This window comes from Candidatus Pantoea formicae (assembly GCF_011752625.1).
Classification (GTDB): domain Bacteria; phylum Pseudomonadota; class Gammaproteobacteria; order Enterobacterales; family Enterobacteriaceae; genus Pantoea; species Pantoea formicae.
Window position 1 is genome coordinate 45,824 of the sequence record NZ_VWXD01000016.1, and the last position, 20,469, is coordinate 66,292.

The following is a 20,469-nucleotide window of genomic DNA, read 5'->3' on the forward strand; positions in this document are numbered from 1 at the left end:
CAGTCTGTGGGCGCATCCCCCTGTCCTGGGGGCGGTAAAAAACACTCTATTTTAGCACAGCTGGCAAACCCGTGAATTTTGTTTAGTGTCTGAAAATGGTATTATTCAACGGTTTTGTGATGAACAGGAACCATTATGGCCCAGATTAGCCGTTCGGCGTTGGTCCCCTATAGCGCTGAGCAGATGTACCGCCTCGTCAATGACGTTGATGCTTATCCTGAATTTTTGCCAGGTTGTACCGGCAGCCGTGTGTTAGATAACAGTGGAAATCAGATGACAGCAGCGGTAGATGTCTCAAAAGCGGGTATCAGTAAAACCTTTACTACGCGCAATACCTTAATCAGCAATCAAAGTATTTTGATGCAATTGGTCGACGGTCCATTCCGTAAGCTGACCGGTGGATGGCACTTCACGTCACTGGGCGATGATGCCTGTAAGGTAGAGCTGAGTCTCGACTTTGAATTCACCAATATGTTGGTGGAAATGGCGTTCGGCCGCATTTTCAAAGAGCTGGCAAATAGCATGGTGCAGGCGTTTTCTCAGCGCGCCAAAGAGGTTTACCGTGCCTGATATCAGTGTTGAAGTGGTTTATGCGTTGCCCGAAAAGCAGTATTCGCGCTCTGTTTCGCTGGATGAAGGCGCAACGGTAGAGCAGGCGATCAAAGCATCGGGATTATTATCACTGCGCAAAGACATTGATTTGACCAGCAACAAAGTCGGTATTTTTAGTCGCCCGGTAAAACTGGGTGATGTGGTGCAGGATGGCGATCGTGTCGAAATCTATCGTCCATTGATTGCCGATCCAAAAGAGATGCGTCGCCAGCGAGCGGAACGTTCGGCAACCAACAAGTAACGAAATGGCAGGCACAAAAAAAGGCGCTCAGGCGCCTTTTTTATTGCCGCTCACTTAGCCTTCTGAGCCAGTGAGTTTCGGTTTGTTGTCGATATTGGTCAACGTACCGTTGCTGTCGAAGGTCAGCGTCAGTGTCTGCTGTTTAACACTTTCGTGACCTGGTTCCTGACGGAAGACGTAGTACCAGACGTTGCTGCCAAACGGATCATGCATCATCGGTGTGCCTAGCGTGTAGGCTACCTGCTGCTGCGTCATGCCGGTGTGAATCTTCGAAACATCGTTGGCGACCAGGTAATTCCCCTGATTGATATCCGGACGATACACAACGCGCTCAAGGGTGGAACATCCGGCGGTCATCATCAACATTACCACTGCCGCGGCAGTCAGCGTTTTACAGCGCATCTATACATTCCTTTTCTGGGGCCAAACGCCTTTCATCAGGCAGTTTTGTTGCCATCAAAATCTGAACTCTGCTTACGGCAGGCTTTATTATGGCGATATAACTGCCGATGATAATAAACCTTTGTCCTATTGGAAACCTCTACAGAGCAAGCATATGACCATTGAGCCACAAAAAAGTGCGGTATCAGGCTGCTAAAAGTTCTTTGGCGTTGGCCAGGGTATTGCGCGTGACTTCGCTACCACCCAGCAAACGCGCAAGTTCTTGCAGACGCGCACGTTTATCCAACGGCTGCATATGGGTTTCTGTCATCGCGCCATCGGTCTCTTTACTGACGAAGAAGTGCTGATGCCCGCAACCCGCCACCTGAGGCAAGTGCGTTACGCACATGACCTGCGTTGATTCGCCAAGCTGACGCAACATCTGACCCACTACGGCTGCGGTAGGGCCGCTGATGCCCACGTCGACTTCATCGAAGATCATCGCAGGTGTTTCCATTTTCTGCGCAGTAATCACCTGAATAGCTAAAGCGATACGGGAAAGCTCACCACCAGATGCCACTTTACCCAGTGGTTGCAATGGCTGACCTGGGTTGGTGGTCACACGGAAATCGATACGGGTCGCGCCTTCTGCCGTCAGCTGATCGGCATTAAATTCCAGCACAATGGCGAATTGGCCGTGTGGCATAGAGAGCGTGCGCATGCTTTGGGTGATCAGCTCGCTCAACTCCTGTGCGGCGTGTTCGCGCAACTGATGCAGCTTTTGCGCACAAGCCGATGCTGCCTGGTGATGTACCACCACTTCGCTTTGCAGTGTTTCTTGATCGCTCTCTTGCTGTGACAGCAGCTCAGCTTCATCCAGCAACTGCTGATACAGCACCGGTAGGCTTTCAGGTGAAACGTGATGTTTACGGGACAAGGCGATCTGGCGTGACAAGCGCTGTTCCAGTTCATGTAAGCGATTGGGATCGAGATCCAGGCGCTCGCAATAATGACGCAATTCATCGCTGGCTTCGCTCAGCTGAATCGCTGCTTCTTCCAGCAGATTGAACACACCGCTCACTTTGTCGTCCAGCGTCACCAGCTCGCCGAGCATGTTGCGCGCGCTATAAAGCAGGCTTTGCAGGTTGGTGTCATCGCTATCGGCGAGGATTTGCAGTGCTTGCTGGCTGGTCGAGAGCAGTTGACCGCTGTTGGCGAGACGCTTGTACTCTTCATCAATCTGTTCAAATTCGCCCGGCTGTGGAGCGAATTCGTTGAGTTCTTTCAATTGATATTGCAGCAGCTCACGGCGTGCTTCACGCTCCTGCGACAGCTGCTGATGCTGCGCCAGCGCCCGGCAGCTTTGATGCCAACGCTGATAGTGCTGACGCATGTCGGCCAGCAGATCGTCATGTGCGGCATACGCATCGAGCAGATGTTTTTGATGTTCCGGTTTGAGCAACAACTGATGCGCATGCTGGCCATGAATTTGGATCAGTAGTTGACCCAGTTCACGCAGCTGCGACAGGGGAACGGCGGTACCGTTGATGAAACCACGTGAACGACCATCAGCACTGATCACGCGGCGCAGCAGACACTCTTGGCCTTCATCCAGCTGATTATCGACCAGCCAACGCTGGGCTGAAGGGGAGGCTTTCAACTGAAAACGCGCGCAGATATCGGCGCGACTGGCACCCTGACGCACCATATCTGCTTCAGAACGACCACCCAGGCACAGGCCCAGCGCGTCAATCGCGATAGATTTACCTGCGCCGGTTTCCCCCGTGATCGCTGTCATCCCACGATGAAAGTCGATCTCCAGTTCACGAACGATAGCAAAGTTACTGATGGTCAGTTGTGCCAGCATGGAATCACCTGTATGTAAAAACAGATATGGTTTTTCATACAGTATAAACTGGTTTTTTATACAGTAAAGTGGCTGGCGATGATTTTCAGAACAATTTTTTCGACCAGCCTAGCTTTGAGCTTAAAGTATTAAAATAGTTATAGTTTTTCGGGTGAATCAAGTTGAGGTGATGGGCGCTACGTCGAATCAACACATCCTCACCTTCCTGAATCGGTAAGGCAATCTGGCTGTCACAGCTGATCTCCAAATCACTGCGCAGTGATGAGAAACGCAGGCGAATCGTGCTGCTGCTATTGATGACAAGTGGTCGGGCAGAGAGCGTGTGCGGGAACATCGGCACGATGGCAATCGCATCCAGTGACGGCGTAAGAATCGGGCCACCAGCAGAGAGCGAATAGGCGGTTGAACCGGTTGGTGTTGAGATGATCAACCCATCTGAGCGCTGTGAAAACGCAAAGACCTCATCGATATACACCTCGAATTCAATCATATGAGCGACTTTCCCTGGATGCAGCACCACTTCATTGATGGCGCTGCCAATGCGTGGTGAGCAGTCTTCTTTGCACACCTGCGCTTCCAGCAGGAAACGGCTCTCAACGTGGTACTCACCTTCCAGCACATCATCCAATTGCTGCTGCGCGTTATCAGGATCCAGATCGGTAAGAAACCCCAGATTGCCGCGGTTGATACCAATCACTTTGATGTCATAACGCGCCAGCACGCGCGCCGCACCCAACATATTACCGTCACCGCCGACCACTACGGCCAGATCGGCGCGTTGGCCAATCTCTGCCAGGCTGCCGGTTTCCACATCTTTCAAATTCAATTCGCGGGCAATTTGCTGCTCGACGATCACCTCATAGCCTTTTGCTGTCAGCCAGCGCCAGAGCATTTCATGAGTGGTTAACGCAGTAGGATGGCGCGGATGGCCTACAATCCCAATGCAGTTAAAGTGTTTGTTCATTTAGCAGGTGTTCCTCATAAGCCAAAACGGCCAGGCAATGTGATGGGTTCACTTGAAACCGTCAAACTGATCCCCATAATAAGCCAACCAGCGAGATGAATGTGCAAAACGCGGAGAAATTCATGAGTAGTAAAGAACAGAACACCCCAAACGAGCAAGTCTCAGACGAAATTCAACAGGATCAACAGCACGTGGACGCAGAGACGGCAACTGAGGTGGATCCGCGTGATGAGCGTATCGCGCAACTGGAAGCGGAATTAGCCCAGTCGCAGACCGGCGTGCGTGATGCACAGCTGCGCGCTCAGGCGGAGATTGAGAATATCCGTCGCCGTGCCGAAATGGATGTGGAAAAGGCGCATAAATTTGCGCTGGAAAAATTTGCCAATGAACTGCTGCCAGTGATCGATAGCCTGGAGCGCGCGTTGGAAGTGACTGATAAAGACAATACCGAACTGGCTTCGATGATCGAAGGCATTGAGCTGACGCTGAAGTCTCTGCTCGGTGCGGTGCGCAAATACGGCGTTGAAGTGGTTGGCGAAACCAATGTACCGTTCAACCCTGACGTGCATCAGGCGATGTCGATGATTGAATCGGAAGACATGGCACCTAACCACGTTCTGATGGTGATGCAGCGCGGTTATACCCTCAATGGTCGCCTGCTGCGTCCTGCAATGGTCGCAGTGACCAAAGCAAAAGGCTAACTTGCCTTGCTGAATACAAAAACGGCCGCTGATTGCGGCCGTTTTTATTTCTACGGCAGAACGGGCATCCAGTCGATGGGCGTTTGGCCGGACTGGCTTAACAGCGCATTCGCTTGTGAAAAGTGTTTGCTGCCAAAAAAACCGCGGTGGGCTGAAAGCGGGGAAGGGTGCGGTGCTTTTAAAACATGGTGGCGCTGGGTATCGATAATGCTGCCTTTCTTCTGAGCATGCGAACCCCACAGCAGGAAAATCACCCCTTCACGATGTTGATTGATCGCGCTAATCACATTGTCCGTAAAGGTTTCCCAGCCGAATCGCGCATGGGAATGCGCTTTGCTGGCTTCTACCGTCAGCACGGTGTTTAACAGCATCACACCTTGTGTGGCCCAGCTTTCCAGGAAGCCATGCTGAGGCCGCGTAAAGCCCGGTATATCCTTCTCCAATTCCTTATACATATTCAGTAGTGAAGGGGGGGTAGCAACGCCGGGAAGCACAGAAAACGCCAGACCATGAGCCTGATTAGGGCCGTGATAAGGATCCTGGCCCAGGATCACCACCTTAATATCGCCCAGTTCCGTCAGACGGAAGGCGTTGAACACGTCTTTCTGCGGTGGATAAACGGTCACACCTGCTGCGCGTTCGTTGGCTACCGCTTTTAACGTTTCGACGAAGTAAGGTTTTTCTTTCTCTTCAGCCAGCACGTCGTGCCAGGTCAGCTTCTCAGCCATCTTTAACTCCCTGCAAAAATTTGCGTCTAGCTTAACGTGTCGCACGCGGCAGCAGAAGGGCAAAAATAATTTGATAAAATGCAGAAAAAGTTTTCATCCGTAGTGGATATAAATCAATTTGTTAGCGTGGGCGCGTATTTCGCTGGCGAGCATAGTTGATACAGGTCAAAACGGTGGCAAACCCGCGATGGTATATCAATGTGTCAGATCAATGGATACACCGCGCGATAGGAAACATCGCGCACTTAAGCCCTGGAGGTCACTATGATTACCGGTATTCAAATTACTCAGGCCAATAACCCACAGCTGCTGAGCTCATTTTGGTTGCTGGATGATGAGAAAGCAGAAGCCCGCTGCCTGTGTGCAAAAGGCGATTTCACGGAAGATCAGATCGTTGCAATTAGCGATCTGGGCGAGATTGCTTACCGTGAAATCCCGCTGGAGCAGAAAGCTGAGGTTCGTATTGAAGGCGGCCAACACCTGAACGTCAACGTGCTGCGTCGCGAAACTCTGGAAGATGCGGTTAAGCATCCGGAGAAATATCCTCAGTTAACCATTCGTGTTTCTGGTTACGCGGTGCGCTTCAATGCGCTGACCCCAGAACAGCAGCGTGATGTCATTACCCGTACTTTCACTGAAAGCCTGTAATTGATCGGCTGACGAAAAGATACGCAGTTTTAAAGGCCGCACCGATTCAGCTCGGTGCGGCCTTTTTGCGTGTGTTACCTTCAACCAGACGGTACAGAACAGCGATTGCGAGAAAAAGCGCAATGGAAGCCCGATTTACGATACTTAATGATAAAAAAAACGCCTCAAGCGAGGCGTCTTTATTGTGCATGTGCTGATTTATTCCGCACTGCTCTCTGGTGTGCTACTGCCGCTTGGCTTGCGACGTTTGCCGACGTTTTTGGTATCACGATGGCGTTGTTTAACGCGCGGTTTTTCGGCTTCTTTCTCTTTCTGCTCTTTACGTTTCGCGAGCACTTTTTTCGACGGTTTTCCCGTGGTTTTCGCACTCGGCGCACGCGATTCAGGACGCAACTCCTCAATCACACGGGCTTTCACAGGCTCATTAATGTAGCGCGTGATTTTCCCCAACAGCAGGTGGTCATGTGCCTCGACCAGCGAGATAGCCGTACCTTTACGACCCGCACGAGCAGTACGGCCAATACGATGCAAATAGACATCGGCGGTACGCGGCAAATCGTAGTTAATGACATGCGTGACATCTTCAATATCAATACCACGAGCCGCCACATCGGTGGCAATCATGACGTTGACGCGGTTTTCGTTGATGCGTTTAATCGCTTCGTTGCGGTTAACCTGCACCATCTCGCCTTCCAGATAGCTGGTGCGAATGCCGGCTTCATGCAACCACGTCACCAGTTCATGCAGACGCTCACGCTTGCGCACAAAGACAATCACGCGCTTCGCTTCGGGTTGCTTTAACAGATGCACCAGCAGCTTGGTTTTATGCTCGAGGTTGTCCGCGCGGTAATACCACTGCTGAATCTTTTTGCGTTCGCTTTTGCTGGGATCCGCCTCTATGGAAACGGGATCGTTGAGCAGGCGCTCGGCAAAATCTTTGATGTTTTCGCCTTCCAGCGTGGCGGAGAACAGCAACGTCTGTTTGCGCCAGCGGGTTTCAGCGGCGATGGTTTCAATATCCTGCGCGAAGCCCATGTCGACCATGCGGTCGGCTTCATCCAGAATCAGCGTTTCTACAGCGCGGCAGTCAAAGTTTTCTTCTTTGATGTACTGCAGCAGGCGACCGGTGGTGGCCACTACGATGTCCTGGTTTTCGCTGAATACTTCGGCGTGGTTCATATAAGCCACACCACCAGTGATGGTGGCGATATCCAGGTGCGTGTGTTTAGCCAACTCACGTGCGTGATCGGCAACCTGCATCGCCAGTTCGCGGGTTGGCGTGAGGATCAGAATACGTGGCGGGCCCGATTTTTTGCGTGGGAAGTCGAGCAGATGCTGTAAAGCGGGCAGCAGAAAAGCAGCGGTTTTCCCCGTTCCGGTTGGCGCCGAACCCAGAACGTCACGGCCTTCCAGCGCGGCAGGAATGGTCTCAGCCTGAATGGCAGTGGGGCGCGTGAAGCCTTTTTCCTGCAGCGCTTGCAGCAGGCTTTCGTCGAGTTCGAGTTCGGAGAATGTGGTTACGGTCATGGTCTACCTCAGTTTGGGGCGCTGATTATAGACAGAACAGACATAATCTTCATCTGTTTGTGTAAGACAGGTGAAGGTGAATTCCCTTCAGGACCACGTTACACTCCCCGCAGTAATAAATTCAATGGTAGTGAAGTATGTCTCAGGACCCGTCGCAGTTGCGGCCGATGTTAAGAAAAGATGGTTTTACCTTTAAGCAATTTTTTGTGGCGCATGACCGTTGCGCGATGAAAGTGGGGACCGATGGCGTGTTACTTGGCGCCTGGGCACCGGTGGCCAATGCGCGTCGCATCCTGGACATAGGCTGCGGCAGCGGTTTGATTGCACTGATGTTGGCGCAGCGCACACCAGAACAGGTGCAGTTGGATGCGGTGGAGCTGGACGCCAGTGCAGCAAACCAGGCGGACGAAAATGTACAGGCTTCACCTTGGGCCGATCGTATTACTGTGCATCAACAAGATATTGTCAGTTGGAGTGAGCAGTGTGAAAAACGCTACTCACTGATTGTCAGCAATCCGCCATTTTTCGCGCCGGGTACGGCTTCTGCCAGCACCGAACGAGACAATGCCCGCAGTACTGCCACACTGGATCATCCTACGCTCTTGCGCTGCGCTGCACAGTTAATTGAAGAAGAGGGACTATTCTGTGTGGTATTGCCAGAAGAGTCAGGAGAGAAGCTCATTTCTCTGGCGCTGGCGGAAGGCTGGCACCTGCGCTACCGCTACGATGTTGCCGCTTACGCACAACGTCCTCCAAATCGTCTGGTATTAGGTTTTTCACCCACGAAGGGGGAAACGTTGCTGGAACGTCTCGCCATTCGTGATGAGGATAAGAGCTATTCGGCAGACTGGCTGAGTCTGGTCACGGATTTCTATCTGTTTAGATAGTGAGGCGGCAGGAGTTGCGTGGGGTGCGCTTCAGCAAGCTGTTCGGGATAGTCTGGCGTGTAATGCAGGCCACGGCTCTCTTTCCGCTCCAGCGCACAGCGCACCATCAGCTCAGCCACCTGCACCAGATTGCGCAACTCCAGCAGGTTATTCGATAAACGGAAGTGTGCGTAATACTCGTCGATTTCCTGCTGCAGTAAATTAATGCGGCGCAGGGCACGCTCCAGACGCTTGGTAGTACGCACTATCCCCATGTAATCCCACATAAAAAGACGTAATTCATGCCAGTTGTGCTGAATGACGACACGCTCGTCGGCATCATCAACACGGCTTTCATCCCATGCGGGCAGCTGTTCCACCGCAGCGACATCTGGCAAACGACGGATCATGTCCTCTGCGGCTGACCAGCCATATACCAGACACTCAAGCAGTGAATTCGACGCCATACGATTGGCACCGTGTAGCCCGGTATAACTGACTTCGCCTATAGCGTACAGCCCATCGACGTCGGTTCGGCCTTGCTGATCGACCATGACGCCACCGCAGGTGTAGTGCGCGGCAGGCACAATCGGAATGGGATCTTTGGTCAGGTCCAGCCCAAAAGTCAGCAGCTTTTCGTAAATCATCGGGAAGTGTGCACGAACGAAACTCTCCGGTTGGTGACTGATATCGAGGTACATGCAATCCACGCCTAAGCGTTTCATTTCATGATCGATAGCGCGCGCCACGATATCACGCGGGGCTAATTCGCCGCGCTCGTCAAAGTCCGGCATAAAGCGTGTACCATCTGGACGCAACAGCCATGCACCTTCTCCGCGCAGAGCTTCGGTCAGCAGGAAATTTTGCGCCTGGGGATGGAATAGACAAGTAGGGTGGAACTGGTTGAATTCCAGGTTCGCCACGCGGCATCCTGCTCGCCACGCCATGGCAATACCATCACCGGAAGCGACATCCGGATTGGTGGTGTACTGATAGACTTTTGCTGCGCCACCGGTTGCCAGTACCACTGTACGTGCACGGCAGGTTTCCACCTGTTCGCGATTACGATTCCAAATCCATGCGCCCACGACCCGACGTTTCCCCGGCAGGCCAAGTTTATCGGACAGGATCAAGTCCACGGCGTTGGTGCGCTCAATAATGCGGATGTTGGGATGGCTTAACGCCTGGCTCACCAGCGTGGTTTCGACAGCACGGCCTGTTGCATCAGCGCTGTGTAGAATACGGCGGTGGCTGTGGCCGCCTTCACGCGTCAGGTGGTAGCGTGTTTCGCCATCAGGTTGTGGCTCTCTATCAAAAGCCACGCCATTATCAATCAGCCACTGCACACAATGACGCGCGTTGCTGGCGATAAAATTCACGGTATCGCGCTCACACAAACCTGCGCCAGCAATCAGGGTGTCTTCGACGTGCGATTCAATGCTGTCAGTTTCATCAAACACCGCAGCGATTCCGCCTTGTGCATACAGCGTCGACCCTTCATTGACCTGTGCTTTGCTCAGCACAGTGACTTGATAATGAGGGGCCAGACGCAGCGCAAGCGACAAGCCAGCCGCACCGCTGCCCACAATCAATACATCACATTGGTAATCAGGTATCGATGTCATGGTGTTTAATTTACTAAACAAAAGGTGACCCGAGCATAAGCCCGGATGAGGATTGTGTGAAGTATTTTGAACAAATTACGCCGTAAAATTATTCAGGCAGACGAGATAGTCACGCGATTTCAGTCAGTTATGTCTGAAAATAGGTATATCGTGTTTTTTATACCAAACACTCTGAAAATTCAGGTAATAAAGATGAAAAATAGGGCGTCATAAGGTACTCTGCCAGCGATTATCGGTGCCGCAAAAGACACCAACGGCGTGGCAAGTCGCTACACTGAAAGACAATCAACAAAAATGATGTCGTGGTTCCGATACGGAAAATATCTGGTCGTAATGAACTTCAGGCCAACATATGACTCTAAGCGCATGCTTGCTCAGAACAATGAGATGTGCTGGCAGTTCACTTACGCATAAAAGAGATTTGGGGAGACATTACCTCGGATGAGCGAGCAGTTAACGGATCAGGTTCTCGTTGAGCGGGTTCAGAAGGGAGATCAAAAGTCATTTAATTTACTGGTGATTCGATACCAGCATAAAGTGGCGAGCCTGGTTTCACGCTATGTTCCTTCAGGCGATGTGCCTGATGTGGTTCAGGAATCTTTCATTAAAGCGTATCGCGCACTGGAATCTTTCCGTGGCGATAGCGCCTTTTATACATGGCTGTACCGCATTGCGGTCAATACAGCAAAAAACTATTTAGTGGCTCAGGGAAGGCGTCCGCCATCCAGTGATGTGGATGCCATTGATGCAGAAAATTTCGAAAGTGCGGGTGCGCTAAAAGAAATTTCGAACCCTGAGAACTTAATGTTGTCAGAGGAACTGAAACAAATTGTTTTTCGGACCATTGAGGCGCTTCCCGAAGATCTGCGTATGGCCATTACCCTAAGGGAATTGGATGGCTTAAGTTACGAAGAGATTGCCGTCATCATGGACTGCCCGGTTGGTACTGTACGTTCGCGTATCTTCCGTGCCCGAGAAGCCATTGATAATAAAGTTCAACCGCTTATCCAACGTCAGTGATAACGGCTACTGGAAGGGTACCAAAGCATGCAGAAAGAAAAACTTTCCGCTTTAATGGATGGTGAAACTCTCGATAACGAGCTGTTGGCATCGTTGTCGAAGGATGCAGATCTTCAAAAAAGCTGGGAGAGCTACCATCTAATCCGCGACACCTTGCGAGGTGATGTCGGTGAAGTGCTGCATTTTGATATCTCCGCACGTGTGGCGGCGGCCATTGAGAATGAGCCGGTACGTAAAGTGACGCCGCTGATTCCTGAAGCGCAGCCTGAGCCCTCACGCTGGGAGAAAATGCCATTCTGGCGTCGTGGTGGCACCTGGACTGCGCAACTCGCGCAGGTCGGTATGGCCGCTTGTGTGTCGTTAGCGGTGATTGTGGGTGTGCAGCACTACAACAATCAGCCAACTGGCGGCGCGACTGAAGCGTCAGATTCTCCTGCCTTCAACACGTTGCCAATGATGGGTAAAGCTTCACCTGTTAGCCTTGGCGTACCGTCCGATGCGTTCGACACCAACAGCTCTAACCAGCAGGTGCAGGAACAGCGTCGTCGTGTGAATGCGATGCTGCAGGACTATGAGTTGCAACGTCGTCTGCATGCCGATCAGGTTCAGTTTGATGAAAAGAACGATCCGCAACAGGCGCAGGCTAACGTTCCCGGAAATCAGTCGTTAGGAACTCAACAGCAGTAATGAAGCAGCTTTGGTGTGCCGTTAGCCTGCTGGCAGGCAGCCTGCTTTGGTCATCCACCGCCCCGGCGCAGACATCTGCTTCCGGGGCGTTGTTGCAGCAGATGGAGCAGGCAAGCCAGAACCTCAACTACGAATTCGCCTATATCAACGTCTCACGCCTTGGCATTGAATCCCTGCGTTACCGCCACGCAGTGATCGATAATCGTATCTTTGCCCAGCTATTGCAGATGGATGGACCGCGTCGTGAAGTGATTCAACGCGGCAATGACATCAGCTATTTTGAGCCAGGACTCGATCCTTTCTCCTTGCCGGGCAATCACATTATTGATGCACTGCCAGCACTGATGTTCGCAGACTTCTCTCGTTTGGGTGAGGCCTACGATTTCATCCCGGTTGGGCGTTCGCGCATGGCCGATCAAATGTGTGAAGTCGTGCGCATTGTGTCTCGCGACGGTACACGATACAGCTACGTAGTGTGGCTGGATGTCGATACCAAACTTCCTCTGCGCATCGATTTACTCGATCGCGACGGTGAAACGCTAGAGCAGTTCCGCGTGATCAGCTTTGCCGTGGATGAAGGCGTGCGCAATCTCATGCAGGGGCTAGAAAAAGCCAATTTGCCACCCACGCTCTCTTTACCAGCGGGTGACAAAGTGCAACTTAACTGGCAACCAGGCTGGTTACCCGCCGGTATGAAGTTGATTTCGCAGAGTCGCCGCGACATGCCAGCAATGAACAAAACCGTAGAATCTCGTCTGTACAGCGATGGCTTGTTCAGCTTTGCTATCAATATTACGCCGGCAGATAAAAGCAGTGTGTCGCAGTCATTGCGCACTGGGCGTCGTACGGTGCAGACAGAAGTGCGCGATAATCGTGAAATTACGGTGGTGGGCGAATTGCCGCCTGCGACTGCCAAACGTATCGCGGACAGCATAGATTCAGGTGCACAAAAATGATGAAAGAATGGGCCACCGTGGTGGCGTGGAAAGATGGCGTTGCCACGCTACACTCGGAAGCGAAGACCTCCTGTAACAGCTGCTCAGCCCGCAAAGGCTGCGGTAGCCACGCGCTCAACCAGCTCGGGCCGAAAAATGCCCACGTCATGACCATCGCCAGCCCGGAGCCACTGCAGCCGGGTCAGCGCATTGAGTTGGGCATCCGTGAAAGCAGTTTGCTCGGTTCGGCACTGCTGGTTTACATGACGCCGCTGTTTGGCCTGTTTCTGTTAGCGGGCATCTTCCAGATGCTGTTCCACAGCGACTTAGCGGCTGCCTGTGGTGCGCTGTTAGGCGGTATCGGTGGTTTTATTGTGGCGAAAGGGGTTTCCAATCTGTTTGGCGATCGTGAAGCCTTTCAACCCGTGATCCTCAGTGTGGCATTACCGCCCGACGCCTTGCGCGTGGAAAGCGAAGTTTGATCCCTGTCAGGGCCGCTTCCTCGCGGCCTTTTCGTTTTGGCTTAACCGCTGAAATCTGTTGCGATTCCCCACAGTTCCATTCTTTAACGCGCGGCGTTAACAGTGTAATATGCGTCGTCATTAATGAGGCTGACAGGGTTCCGGGTAAAGCTCGCTTTCCTGAATGTGTCTGTGCTCAAGTTTTCAACTGATTTTTTACGTGAAGATATTCATATAAATGAAGCACATACGAAATTTCTCTATCATCGCTCACATTGACCACGGTAAATCAACGCTCTCAGACCGTTTGATTCAGATTTGTGGTGGCCTCAGCGATCGTGAGATGGCGGCGCAGGTTTTGGACTCGATGGATCTGGAACGTGAGCGCGGCATTACCATTAAAGCGCAAAGCGTAACGCTCGATTACAAAGCGCTGAACGGTGAAACTTACCAGCTCAATTTTATCGATACTCCCGGTCACGTTGACTTCTCCTACGAAGTTTCCCGCTCTTTGGCGGCTTGTGAAGGGGCATTGCTGGTGGTCGATGCAGGTCAGGGCGTTGAAGCACAGACGCTGGCGAACTGCTACACCGCAATGGAAATGGATCTGGAAGTGGTACCGGTTCTGAACAAAATCGACTTGCCGGCAGCTGATCCTGAGCGCGTGGCGGAAGAGATTGAAGATATCGTCGGTATTGATGCTGCTGATGCGGTGCGCTGCTCGGCGAAAACCGGCGTTGGCGTACCGGATGTGCTTGAGCGTCTGGTGCGTGATATCCCACCACCGGAGGGTGATCCAGAAGGCCCACTGCAGGCGCTGATCATCGACTCATGGTTTGATAACTACCTGGGCGTTGTGTCACTGATCCGTATTAAAAACGGTACGCTGCGCAAAGGCGACAAAGTGAAGGTGATGAGTACCGGTCAGACGTATAACGCTGATCGTTTAGGTATCTTTACACCGAAACAGGTTGATCGTAACGAACTGAACTGCGGTGAAGTAGGCTGGCTGGTATGTGCGATTAAAGACATCCTCGGCGCGCCAGTAGGCGATACCTTAACGCTGCAGCGTAATCCTGCTGACAAAGTGTTACCTGGCTTTAAAAAAGTGAAGCCACAGGTTTATGCCGGCCTGTTCCCGATCAGCTCTGATGACTATGAAGCGTTCCGTGATGCGTTGGGCAAACTGAGCCTGAACGATGCTTCATTGTTCTACGAGCCAGAGAGTTCAACAGCGCTTGGTTTCGGCTTCCGCATCGGCTTCCTCGGTCTGCTGCACATGGAGATCATTCAGGAGCGTCTGGAGCGTGAATACGATCTCGACCTGATCACCACTGCACCGACGGTCGTCTATGAAGTGCTGACGACAGATGGTCAAACTGTCTATGTCGATAGCCCATCCAAGCTGCCGCCACTGAACAATATTGAAGAGCTGCGTGAACCGATCGCAGAGTGTCATATGCTGTTGCCACAAGAGTTCCTTGGCAACGTCATCACCCTGTGTATCGAAAAACGTGGTGTGCAGACCAACATGGTTTACCACGGTAAACAGGTTGCGCTGACCTATGAAATCCCGATGGCAGAAGTGGTACTCGACTTCTTCGACCGTCTGAAATCGACGTCTCGCGGCTATGCATCGCTGGACTATAACTTTAAACGTTTCCAAGCCTCTGACATGGTGCGTGTCGACGTGATGATTAACTCAGAACGTGTTGATGCGCTGGCGCTGATTACCCACCGTGATAACTCACAATATCGTGGCCGCGATCTCGTGGAGAAGATGAAAGATCTGATCCCGCGTCAGCAGTTCGATATTGCGATTCAGGCGGCAATCGGCAACCACATTATCGCTCGCTCAACGGTCAAGCAGCTGCGTAAAAACGTCCTGGCGAAATGCTATGGCGGTGACGTGAGCCGTAAGAAGAAACTGTTGCAGAAGCAGAAAGACGGTAAGAAGCGAATGAAGCAGGTCGGCAACGTTGAGCTGCCGCAGGAAGCATTCCTTGCCATTCTGCATGTCGGTAAAGACAGCAAATAAGGAATTTTAATGGCTAACATGTTTGCCCTGATTTTGGTGATCGCAACCCTGGTAACCGGTGTTATCTGGTGTATCGATCGCTTTAAGTGGGCTCCGGAGCGTCGTGCAAAGCAGGCTGCGGCACAAGCGCAGGCGGGTAACGCACTGGACAGCAAAACCCTGGCCAAAGTGGCTGCACAGCCGGGTTGGGTCGAGACTACCGCATCAGTGTTTCCGGTGCTGGCGGTGGTGCTGATTGTTCGCTCATTCATTTTTGAGCCGTTCCAGATCCCTTCAGGTTCCATGATGCCAACGCTGTTGATTGGTGACTTCATCCTGGTGGAGAAATTTGCGTACGGTATTAAAGATCCGATTACGCAGACCACCCTGATCCCAACCGGCCATCCACAGCGCGGTGATGTCGCGGTATTCAAATACCCGAAAGATCCCAGCGTGGACTACATCAAGCGCGTAATTGGTTTGCCTGGCGATAAAGTGGTGTTTGATCCGTACAGTAAAACGCTGACGGTCAATCCTGGTTGTGGTACCGGCAAGTGCGACACGGCGCTGCCTATTACCTATACCAACATTGAGCCAAGCCGCTTTATCCAGACCTTTAGTGGTTTTGATGGCAATGAAACCGGTAACGGTTTCTTTGAGGCGCCTCAGGGCGAAACCATGAAGGGCGGACTGCGTCTGGGTATGCGTAAAGAGACCTTGGGTACAGTGACGCACGATATCCTGCTGGTTAACGAAGCGCAGAGCCAGGCAAGCATGTATTATCAGCAGCCGGGCCAGCCACAGTCCACGTGGATTGTGCCAGAAGGCCAGTATTTCATGATGGGTGATAACCGCGATAACAGCGCCGACAGCCGCTACTGGGGCTTCGTGCCTGAGAAGAATCTGGTCGGTAAAGCGGTGGCAATCTGGATGAGCTTTGAGAAACAAGAAGGACAGTGGCCAACTGGCGTGCGCTTAAGTCGCATTGGCGGAATCCACTGATAAAAACGGTTGGCCTCCCTCGGGGGGCCACTGCACACTAAACAGAACGTGTTGGAAGTTCAGCCCTGTTTCGTATGCAGAGTTACAGACGCACAGAATAACTGGAATCGCATGAACCCCATCCTTATTAACAAGCTGCAGCGCAAACTGGGCTACACTTTTACTCATCCAGAATTACTGCAGCAAGCACTGACTCACCGCAGTGCCAGCAGCAAACACAATGAACGTCTTGAATTCCTTGGCGATTCTATTCTCAGCTATGTGATTGCCAATGCGCTTTATCATCGCTTCCCACGAGTAGATGAAGGCGATATGAGTCGCATGCGTGCCACACTGGTTCGGGGTAACACCTTGGCGGAAATGGCGCGTGAGTTTGAACTCGGCGAATGTTTACGTCTTGGGCCGGGCGAGCTGAAGAGCGGCGGCTTCCGTCGTGAATCGATCCTTGCTGATACGGTAGAAGCGCTGATTGGCGGTATCTTCCTCGACAGCAACATTCAAACGGTTGAGAAACTGATTCTCGATTGGTATCAAAATCGCCTGGAGCAGATAAGCCCAGGGGATAAGCAAAAAGACCCGAAAACGCGTCTGCAGGAGTATCTGCAAGGGCGTCATCTGCCGCTGCCATCCTATCTGGTGGTGCAGGTGCGTGGCGAAGCGCACGATCAGGAATTCACTATTCACTGTCAAGTGAGTGGCATGGCAGAACCGGTGGTCGGCGTGGGTTCCAGCCGCCGTAAAGCAGAACAAGCTGCAGCCGAACAGGCGCTTATTAAGCTTGGTCTCGAATAAATACTTAGATAGTCATATCGCAGCGTCAACAGCGACGCTGCCCAAGTCAGGACTCGAATGAGCGAACTCGAAACATATAGCGGCTTTATCGCGATTGTAGGCCGACCTAACGTCGGTAAATCCACCTTACTGAACCAGTTGCTGGGGCAGAAAGTGTCAATTACATCGCGTAAAGCACAAACCACGCGTCACCGCATAATGGGCATTCACACTGAAGGCGCTTATCAGGCGATCTACGTGGATACCCCAGGGCTGCACATGGAAGAAAAGCGGGCAATTAACCGCTTGATGAACCGTGCTGCCAGCAGCTCAATTGGTGATGTGGAGCTGGTGATCTTTGTGGTTGAAGGCACGCGCTGGACGCCAGACGATGAGATGGTGCTTAACAAACTGCGCGATAATAAAGTACCGGTAGTGTTAGCGATCAACAAAGTCGACAACATTCAGGACAAGAGCATTCTGTTGCCTCACCTGCAGTTCCTAAGCCAGCAGATGAACTTCCTTGAAATCGTGCCGATCTCTGCGGAACACGGGAATAACGTTGATACGCTTGCAGCCATTGCTCGTAAGTGTCTGCCGAAATCTGAGCATCATTTCCCAGAAGATTACGTCACTGACCGTTCACAGCGCTTCATGGCTTCAGAAATCATCCGTGAAAAGCTGATGCGCTTCCTCGGGGCTGAGCTGCCTTATTCCGTCACCGTGGAGATCGAGCAGTTTGTCTCAAACGATCGCGGCGGTTACGACATCAACGGTCTGATCTTGGTTGAGCGTGAAGGGCAGAAGAAGATGGTGATCGGCAATAAAGGCGCCAAGATCAAAACCATCGGCATTGAAGCGCGTAAAGACATGGAAGAGATGTTTGAAGCGAAGGTGCATCTCGAACTTTGGGTTAAAGTGAAATCGGGCTGGGCGGATGACGAACGTGCATTGCGCAGCTTGGGTTACTCCGACGAAGGCTAATTGATGGAAGGCTGGCAACGCGCCTTTGTGCTGCATAGTCGCCCATACAGCGAAACCAGCCTACTCCTCGATCTGTTCAGCGAAAGCGAAGGGCGCGTCCGCGTCCTGGCGAAAGGTGCCCGTTCGCGCCGCTCCCAATTGAAAGGCGCACTGCAACCCTTCACGCCACTGCTGGTGCGTTGGGGCGGTCGTGGCGAGGTGAAAACGCTGCGTAGCGCCGAAGCCGTATCACTTGCCTTACCACTCAGCGGTATTACGCTCTACTGCGGACTGTATGTGAATGAACTGCTTTCTCGCGTACTGGAGCAGGAAATTCCTTTCTCTGAACTCTTTTTTGACTATCTGAACTGTATCCAGATGCTGGCCGCAGGCAGCGGCACGCCGGAACCCGCGCTCCGCCGCTTTGAGCTGGCACTGCTGGGGCATCTGGGTTATGGCGTCGATTTCCTCCACTGCGCTGGCAGTGGCGAAGAGATTGATGACGGCATGACCTACAGCTATCGCGAAGAAAGGGGCTTTATCGCCAGTCTGGTGGTCAATCAGCGGAGTTTTACCGGTAGACAACTGCGTGCGCTATGGGAACGTGATTTCCCTGATGCGGATAGCCTACGCGCCGCCAAGCGATTTACGCGTATGGCGCTCAAACCTTATCTGGGTGGAAAGCCACTGAAGAGCCAGGAGCTGTTTCGCCAATTCGTACCAAAAAAGAAACCAGATGTGGCAAGCGACTAGCGCTGGTCGTACCGCCTGATATTCTTAAGCCCGGTACACTGCAAACACACTGAACACATTTAAGGATTGTCATGGCTGAGTTGCTGTTAGGGGTCAATATTGACCACATCGCCACCGTACGTAACGCACGTGGCACGAATTATCCCGATCCGGTGCAAGCGGCTTTTGTCTCAGAGCAGGCAGGCGCGGATGGCATCACCGTACACTTGCGTGAAGACCGCCGCCATATCACAGACCGCGATGTACGTATTCTGCGTGATACCATTCAGACCCGCATGAATCTGGAAATGGCTGTCACCGATGAGATGGTCGGCATTGCTTGTGATATCAAACCGCATTTCGTTTGTCTGGTACCAGAAAAGCGCCAGGAAGTGACAACGGAAGGGGGGCTGGATGTCGCCGGGCAGCAGGACAAAATCAACGCCGCAGTGAAAATACTCAGTGAAGCAGGCATTCTGGTCTCACTGTTTATCGATGCCGATCACCGCCAGATTGAAGCCGCGGTTGCCAGCGGTGCTCCCTATATCGAAATCCATACCGGTGCCTATGCTGAAGCGCCAGAAGGCCTGGAGCGTGAGGCCGAGCTGTCACGCATTCGCAAAGCCGCGACCTTTGCTGCCAGTCTTGGCCTGAAGGTCAATGCAGGGCACGGTCTGACCTATCACAACGTACAACCGATCGCGGAACTGCCAGAGATGCATGAGCTCAATATCGGACATGCCATTATTGGCCGTGCCCTGTTCAGCGGCTTAGCGGATGCGGTGTCTGAAATGAAACAGCTGATGCGAGAAGCACGTCGCTAATGGCTATTCTCGGACTCGGCAGCGACATCGTCGAAATTGAGCGTATCGCCGGTGTGATTGAGCGCTCCGGCGACCGTCTGGCGCGTCGTGTGCTCAGCGAAGCCGAATGGCAGCAATATCAAGCGCACCAGCAACCGGTGCGTTTTCTGGCAAAACGTTTTGCGGTTAAGGAGGCGGCAGCCAAAGCCTTCGGTACCGGCATTCGCGGTGGCTTGGCATTCAATCAGTTTGAAGTGTACAACGATGCGCTGGGCAAGCCGGGTTTGCGCTTCTTCGAACAGGCCAAAGTGATTGCTAGCCAACTCGGTGTCAAACATGTGCATGTCACGCTGGCGGATGAACGTCACTATGCTTGCGCTACGGTGATTATCGAAGATTAGTGGTGCAACACCACAAATTTCTCCCACAGCGCCTCACGACTTTCTGGGTGCTGTGGGTCAGAGATGATCGTGTTATCAATGGGGCAGACGCTCTGGCAAGTCGGCACATCATAATGACCCACGCACTCGGTGCAGCGGTCAACATCAATCTCATAGATAGCATCCCCTAAGCTGATGGCCTGATTAGGACACTCAGGTTCGCACATATCGCAATTTATACAACGCTCAGTAATTAATAATGCCATATCAGTATGTTTCTTTTTTTATTTTAAAATCATGTGATTACAATTTGTCATTTAAACGCACATTGCAGAATAGGGTGTGTATTCACACAGTGTTAATCCTGTTGAGAAACGATGTGTTGTAACACAAAACAACAACACAAGCCGGAAAAGGTTCGCCATTTCATCGCTTGTGTGTGCATGACGATTAAGGCGTGAAAATACAGGAATCTCGAATGGCCCGAACAGTAACACAAAGCTCATCCACCAAAAATGATTCAGCGTATATAACTGCC

Annotated in this window: 23 protein-coding genes; 16 read left to right on the plus strand and 7 right to left on the minus strand. The window is 52.2% G+C overall.

Annotated features, from left to right (window positions below; genetic code table 11):
• The first annotated feature begins 135 nt into the window (after window positions 1–135).
• Both F3J38_RS25370 and F3J38_RS25375 read left to right on the plus strand, forming a co-directional pair.
• Window positions 136–570: a type II toxin-antitoxin system RatA family toxin gene (locus tag F3J38_RS25370; RefSeq protein ID WP_084936479.1), complete on the plus strand. Its 435-nt coding sequence runs from the start codon at window positions 136–138 to the stop codon at window positions 568–570.
• A complete protein-coding gene (locus F3J38_RS25375; protein WP_167143672.1) occupies window positions 563–853 on the plus strand; it encodes an RnfH family protein in 291 nt (96 codons plus the stop codon). Before F3J38_RS25370 ends, F3J38_RS25375 begins: the two co-directional genes overlap by 8 nt.
• A gap of 54 nt (window positions 854–907) precedes the next feature.
• Here the strand turns inward: F3J38_RS25375 and bamE are convergent, their stop codons facing one another.
• The 3 genes from bamE to nadK form a co-directional block, all read right to left on the minus strand.
• Entirely contained in the window at window positions 908–1,255 is a 348-nt protein-coding gene (bamE, locus tag F3J38_RS25380) for an outer membrane protein assembly factor BamE (protein WP_167143675.1), read from the minus strand.
• Between the two features lie 184 nt (window positions 1,256–1,439).
• Entirely contained in the window at window positions 1,440–3,101 is a 1,662-nt protein-coding gene (gene recN, locus F3J38_RS25385) for a DNA repair protein RecN (protein ID WP_167143677.1), read from the minus strand.
• A gap of 85 nt (window positions 3,102–3,186) precedes the next feature.
• Window positions 3,187–4,065, minus strand: coding sequence for an NAD(+) kinase (nadK, locus tag F3J38_RS25390; RefSeq protein ID WP_167143681.1), 879 nt, complete (start codon window positions 4,063–4,065; stop codon window positions 3,187–3,189).
• Between the two features lie 122 nt (window positions 4,066–4,187).
• Here nadK and grpE point away from each other — a divergent pair, with 122 nt between their 5' ends.
• The gene (grpE, locus tag F3J38_RS25395; protein ID WP_167143684.1) at window positions 4,188–4,766 is read left to right on the plus strand and encodes a nucleotide exchange factor GrpE; all 579 of its coding nucleotides are present in this window, start codon (window positions 4,188–4,190) and stop codon (window positions 4,764–4,766) included.
• A 50-nt stretch (window positions 4,767–4,816) separates the two neighbouring features.
• On the opposite strand, the gene ung is transcribed toward grpE, so the two are convergent.
• Window positions 4,817–5,494: a uracil-DNA glycosylase gene (gene ung, locus F3J38_RS25400; protein WP_167143688.1), complete on the minus strand. Its 678-nt coding sequence runs from the start codon at window positions 5,492–5,494 to the stop codon at window positions 4,817–4,819.
• Between the two features lie 264 nt (window positions 5,495–5,758).
• Between ung and grcA the strand changes: the two genes are divergently transcribed.
• On the plus strand, window positions 5,759–6,142 hold the full coding sequence (gene grcA, locus F3J38_RS25405) for an autonomous glycyl radical cofactor GrcA (RefSeq protein WP_167143690.1): 384 nt from the start codon (window positions 5,759–5,761) through the stop codon (window positions 6,140–6,142).
• A gap of 198 nt (window positions 6,143–6,340) precedes the next feature.
• Here grcA and srmB read toward each other — a convergent pair whose 3' ends face one another.
• Window positions 6,341–7,669: an ATP-dependent RNA helicase SrmB gene (gene srmB / locus F3J38_RS25410; protein WP_167143693.1), complete on the minus strand. Its 1,329-nt coding sequence runs from the start codon at window positions 7,667–7,669 to the stop codon at window positions 6,341–6,343.
• Between the two features lie 137 nt (window positions 7,670–7,806).
• On the opposite strand from srmB, the gene trmN reads away from it, so the two are divergent.
• The gene (gene trmN, locus F3J38_RS25415; RefSeq protein ID WP_167143697.1) at window positions 7,807–8,556 is read left to right on the plus strand and encodes a tRNA(1)(Val) (adenine(37)-N(6))-methyltransferase TrmN; all 750 of its coding nucleotides are present in this window, start codon (window positions 7,807–7,809) and stop codon (window positions 8,554–8,556) included.
• Here the strand turns inward: trmN and nadB are convergent.
• Entirely contained in the window at window positions 8,541–10,160 is a 1,620-nt protein-coding gene (nadB, locus tag F3J38_RS25420; RefSeq protein WP_167143700.1) for an L-aspartate oxidase, read from the minus strand. The genes trmN and nadB overlap by 16 nt on opposite strands.
• Window positions 10,161–10,601: 441 nt before the next feature.
• Between nadB and rpoE the strand changes: the two genes are divergently transcribed.
• From rpoE to acpS, 11 genes are all read left to right on the plus strand, one after another.
• Complete coding sequence (gene rpoE / locus F3J38_RS25425) at window positions 10,602–11,180, plus strand: RNA polymerase sigma factor RpoE (RefSeq protein ID WP_007886161.1); 579 nt, start codon at window positions 10,602–10,604, stop codon at window positions 11,178–11,180.
• A 27-nt stretch (window positions 11,181–11,207) separates the two neighbouring features.
• Window positions 11,208–11,867 (plus strand): anti-sigma-E factor RseA, encoded by a 660-nt coding sequence (gene rseA, locus F3J38_RS25430; RefSeq protein ID WP_167143703.1) that lies wholly within the window; start codon window positions 11,208–11,210, stop codon window positions 11,865–11,867.
• Complete coding sequence (gene rseB / locus F3J38_RS25435; protein WP_167143706.1) at window positions 11,867–12,823, plus strand: sigma-E factor regulatory protein RseB; 957 nt, start codon at window positions 11,867–11,869, stop codon at window positions 12,821–12,823. The genes rseA and rseB overlap by 1 nt, the downstream gene beginning before the upstream one ends.
• The gene (gene rseC, locus F3J38_RS25440) at window positions 12,820–13,284 is read left to right on the plus strand and encodes a SoxR-reducing system protein RseC (protein ID WP_167143709.1); all 465 of its coding nucleotides are present in this window, start codon (window positions 12,820–12,822) and stop codon (window positions 13,282–13,284) included. Before rseB ends, rseC begins: the two co-directional genes overlap by 4 nt.
• Before the next feature lie 217 nt (window positions 13,285–13,501).
• Window positions 13,502–15,301 (plus strand): translation elongation factor 4, encoded by a 1,800-nt coding sequence (lepA, locus tag F3J38_RS25445; protein WP_038645354.1) that lies wholly within the window; start codon window positions 13,502–13,504, stop codon window positions 15,299–15,301.
• Window positions 15,302–15,310: 9 nt separating this feature from the next.
• On the plus strand, window positions 15,311–16,282 hold the full coding sequence (gene lepB, locus F3J38_RS25450) for a signal peptidase I (RefSeq protein WP_167143712.1): 972 nt from the start codon (window positions 15,311–15,313) through the stop codon (window positions 16,280–16,282).
• Between the two features lie 111 nt (window positions 16,283–16,393).
• Window positions 16,394–17,074, plus strand: coding sequence for a ribonuclease III (rnc, locus tag F3J38_RS25455; protein WP_021506523.1), 681 nt, complete (start codon window positions 16,394–16,396; stop codon window positions 17,072–17,074).
• Between the two features lie 57 nt (window positions 17,075–17,131).
• A complete protein-coding gene (era, locus tag F3J38_RS25460; protein ID WP_167143716.1) occupies window positions 17,132–18,037 on the plus strand; it encodes a GTPase Era in 906 nt (301 codons plus the stop codon).
• Window positions 18,038–18,040: 3 nt separating this feature from the next.
• Window positions 18,041–18,769 (plus strand): DNA repair protein RecO, encoded by a 729-nt coding sequence (gene recO / locus F3J38_RS25465; protein ID WP_167143719.1) that lies wholly within the window; start codon window positions 18,041–18,043, stop codon window positions 18,767–18,769.
• A gap of 71 nt (window positions 18,770–18,840) precedes the next feature.
• Window positions 18,841–19,572 carry a pyridoxine 5'-phosphate synthase gene (pdxJ, locus tag F3J38_RS25470; RefSeq protein ID WP_167143722.1) on the plus strand — a complete coding sequence of 244 codons (732 nt, stop codon included), beginning with the start codon at window positions 18,841–18,843 and terminating at the stop codon, window positions 19,570–19,572.
• Entirely contained in the window at window positions 19,572–19,952 is a 381-nt protein-coding gene (acpS, locus tag F3J38_RS25475) for a holo-ACP synthase (RefSeq protein WP_034825626.1), read from the plus strand. The genes pdxJ and acpS overlap by 1 nt, the downstream gene beginning before the upstream one ends.
• On the opposite strand, the gene F3J38_RS25480 is transcribed toward acpS, so the two are convergent.
• The gene (locus F3J38_RS25480; protein WP_167143725.1) at window positions 19,949–20,197 is read right to left on the minus strand and encodes a YfhL family 4Fe-4S dicluster ferredoxin; all 249 of its coding nucleotides are present in this window, start codon (window positions 20,195–20,197) and stop codon (window positions 19,949–19,951) included. The two genes, acpS and F3J38_RS25480, sit on opposite strands and share 4 nt — an antisense overlap.
• Window positions 20,198–20,469 lie beyond the last annotated feature (272 nt).

Excerpts from the sequence above, each read along its gene's own strand:
- F3J38_RS25480 (WP_167143725.1), bottom strand. The coding sequence starts at position 20,197 with ATGGCATTATTAATTACTGAGCGTTGTATAAATTGCGATATGTGCGAA.
- nadB (WP_167143700.1), bottom strand. The coding sequence starts at position 10,160 with ATGACATCGATACCTGATTACCAATGTGATGTATTGATTGTGGGCAGC.
- ung (WP_167143688.1), bottom strand. The coding sequence starts at position 5,494 with ATGGCTGAGAAGCTGACCTGGCACGACGTGCTGGCTGAAGAGAAAGAA.
- rseA (WP_167143703.1), top strand. The coding sequence starts at position 11,208 with ATGCAGAAAGAAAAACTTTCCGCTTTAATGGATGGTGAAACTCTCGAT.
- recN (WP_167143677.1), bottom strand. The coding sequence starts at position 3,101 with ATGCTGGCACAACTGACCATCAGTAACTTTGCTATCGTTCGTGAACTG.
- lepB (WP_167143712.1), top strand. The coding sequence starts at position 15,311 with ATGGCTAACATGTTTGCCCTGATTTTGGTGATCGCAACCCTGGTAACC.
- rseB (WP_167143706.1), top strand. The coding sequence starts at position 11,867 with ATGAAGCAGCTTTGGTGTGCCGTTAGCCTGCTGGCAGGCAGCCTGCTT.
- nadK (WP_167143681.1), bottom strand. The coding sequence starts at position 4,065 with ATGAACAAACACTTTAACTGCATTGGGATTGTAGGCCATCCGCGCCAT.
- lepA (WP_038645354.1), top strand. The coding sequence starts at position 13,502 with ATGAAGCACATACGAAATTTCTCTATCATCGCTCACATTGACCACGGT.
- era (WP_167143716.1), top strand. The coding sequence starts at position 17,132 with ATGAGCGAACTCGAAACATATAGCGGCTTTATCGCGATTGTAGGCCGA.
- grcA (WP_167143690.1), top strand. The coding sequence starts at position 5,759 with ATGATTACCGGTATTCAAATTACTCAGGCCAATAACCCACAGCTGCTG.
- rpoE (WP_007886161.1), top strand. The coding sequence starts at position 10,602 with ATGAGCGAGCAGTTAACGGATCAGGTTCTCGTTGAGCGGGTTCAGAAG.
- srmB (WP_167143693.1), bottom strand. The coding sequence starts at position 7,669 with ATGACCGTAACCACATTCTCCGAACTCGAACTCGACGAAAGCCTGCTG.
- rnc (WP_021506523.1), top strand. The coding sequence starts at position 16,394 with ATGAACCCCATCCTTATTAACAAGCTGCAGCGCAAACTGGGCTACACT.
- trmN (WP_167143697.1), top strand. The coding sequence starts at position 7,807 with ATGTCTCAGGACCCGTCGCAGTTGCGGCCGATGTTAAGAAAAGATGGT.
- recO (WP_167143719.1), top strand. The coding sequence starts at position 18,041 with ATGGAAGGCTGGCAACGCGCCTTTGTGCTGCATAGTCGCCCATACAGC.
- bamE (WP_167143675.1), bottom strand. The coding sequence starts at position 1,255 with ATGCGCTGTAAAACGCTGACTGCCGCGGCAGTGGTAATGTTGATGATG.
- rseC (WP_167143709.1), top strand. The coding sequence starts at position 12,820 with ATGATGAAAGAATGGGCCACCGTGGTGGCGTGGAAAGATGGCGTTGCC.
- grpE (WP_167143684.1), top strand. The coding sequence starts at position 4,188 with ATGAGTAGTAAAGAACAGAACACCCCAAACGAGCAAGTCTCAGACGAA.
- F3J38_RS25370 (WP_084936479.1), top strand. The coding sequence starts at position 136 with ATGGCCCAGATTAGCCGTTCGGCGTTGGTCCCCTATAGCGCTGAGCAG.
- acpS (WP_034825626.1), top strand. The coding sequence starts at position 19,572 with ATGGCTATTCTCGGACTCGGCAGCGACATCGTCGAAATTGAGCGTATC.
- pdxJ (WP_167143722.1), top strand. The coding sequence starts at position 18,841 with ATGGCTGAGTTGCTGTTAGGGGTCAATATTGACCACATCGCCACCGTA.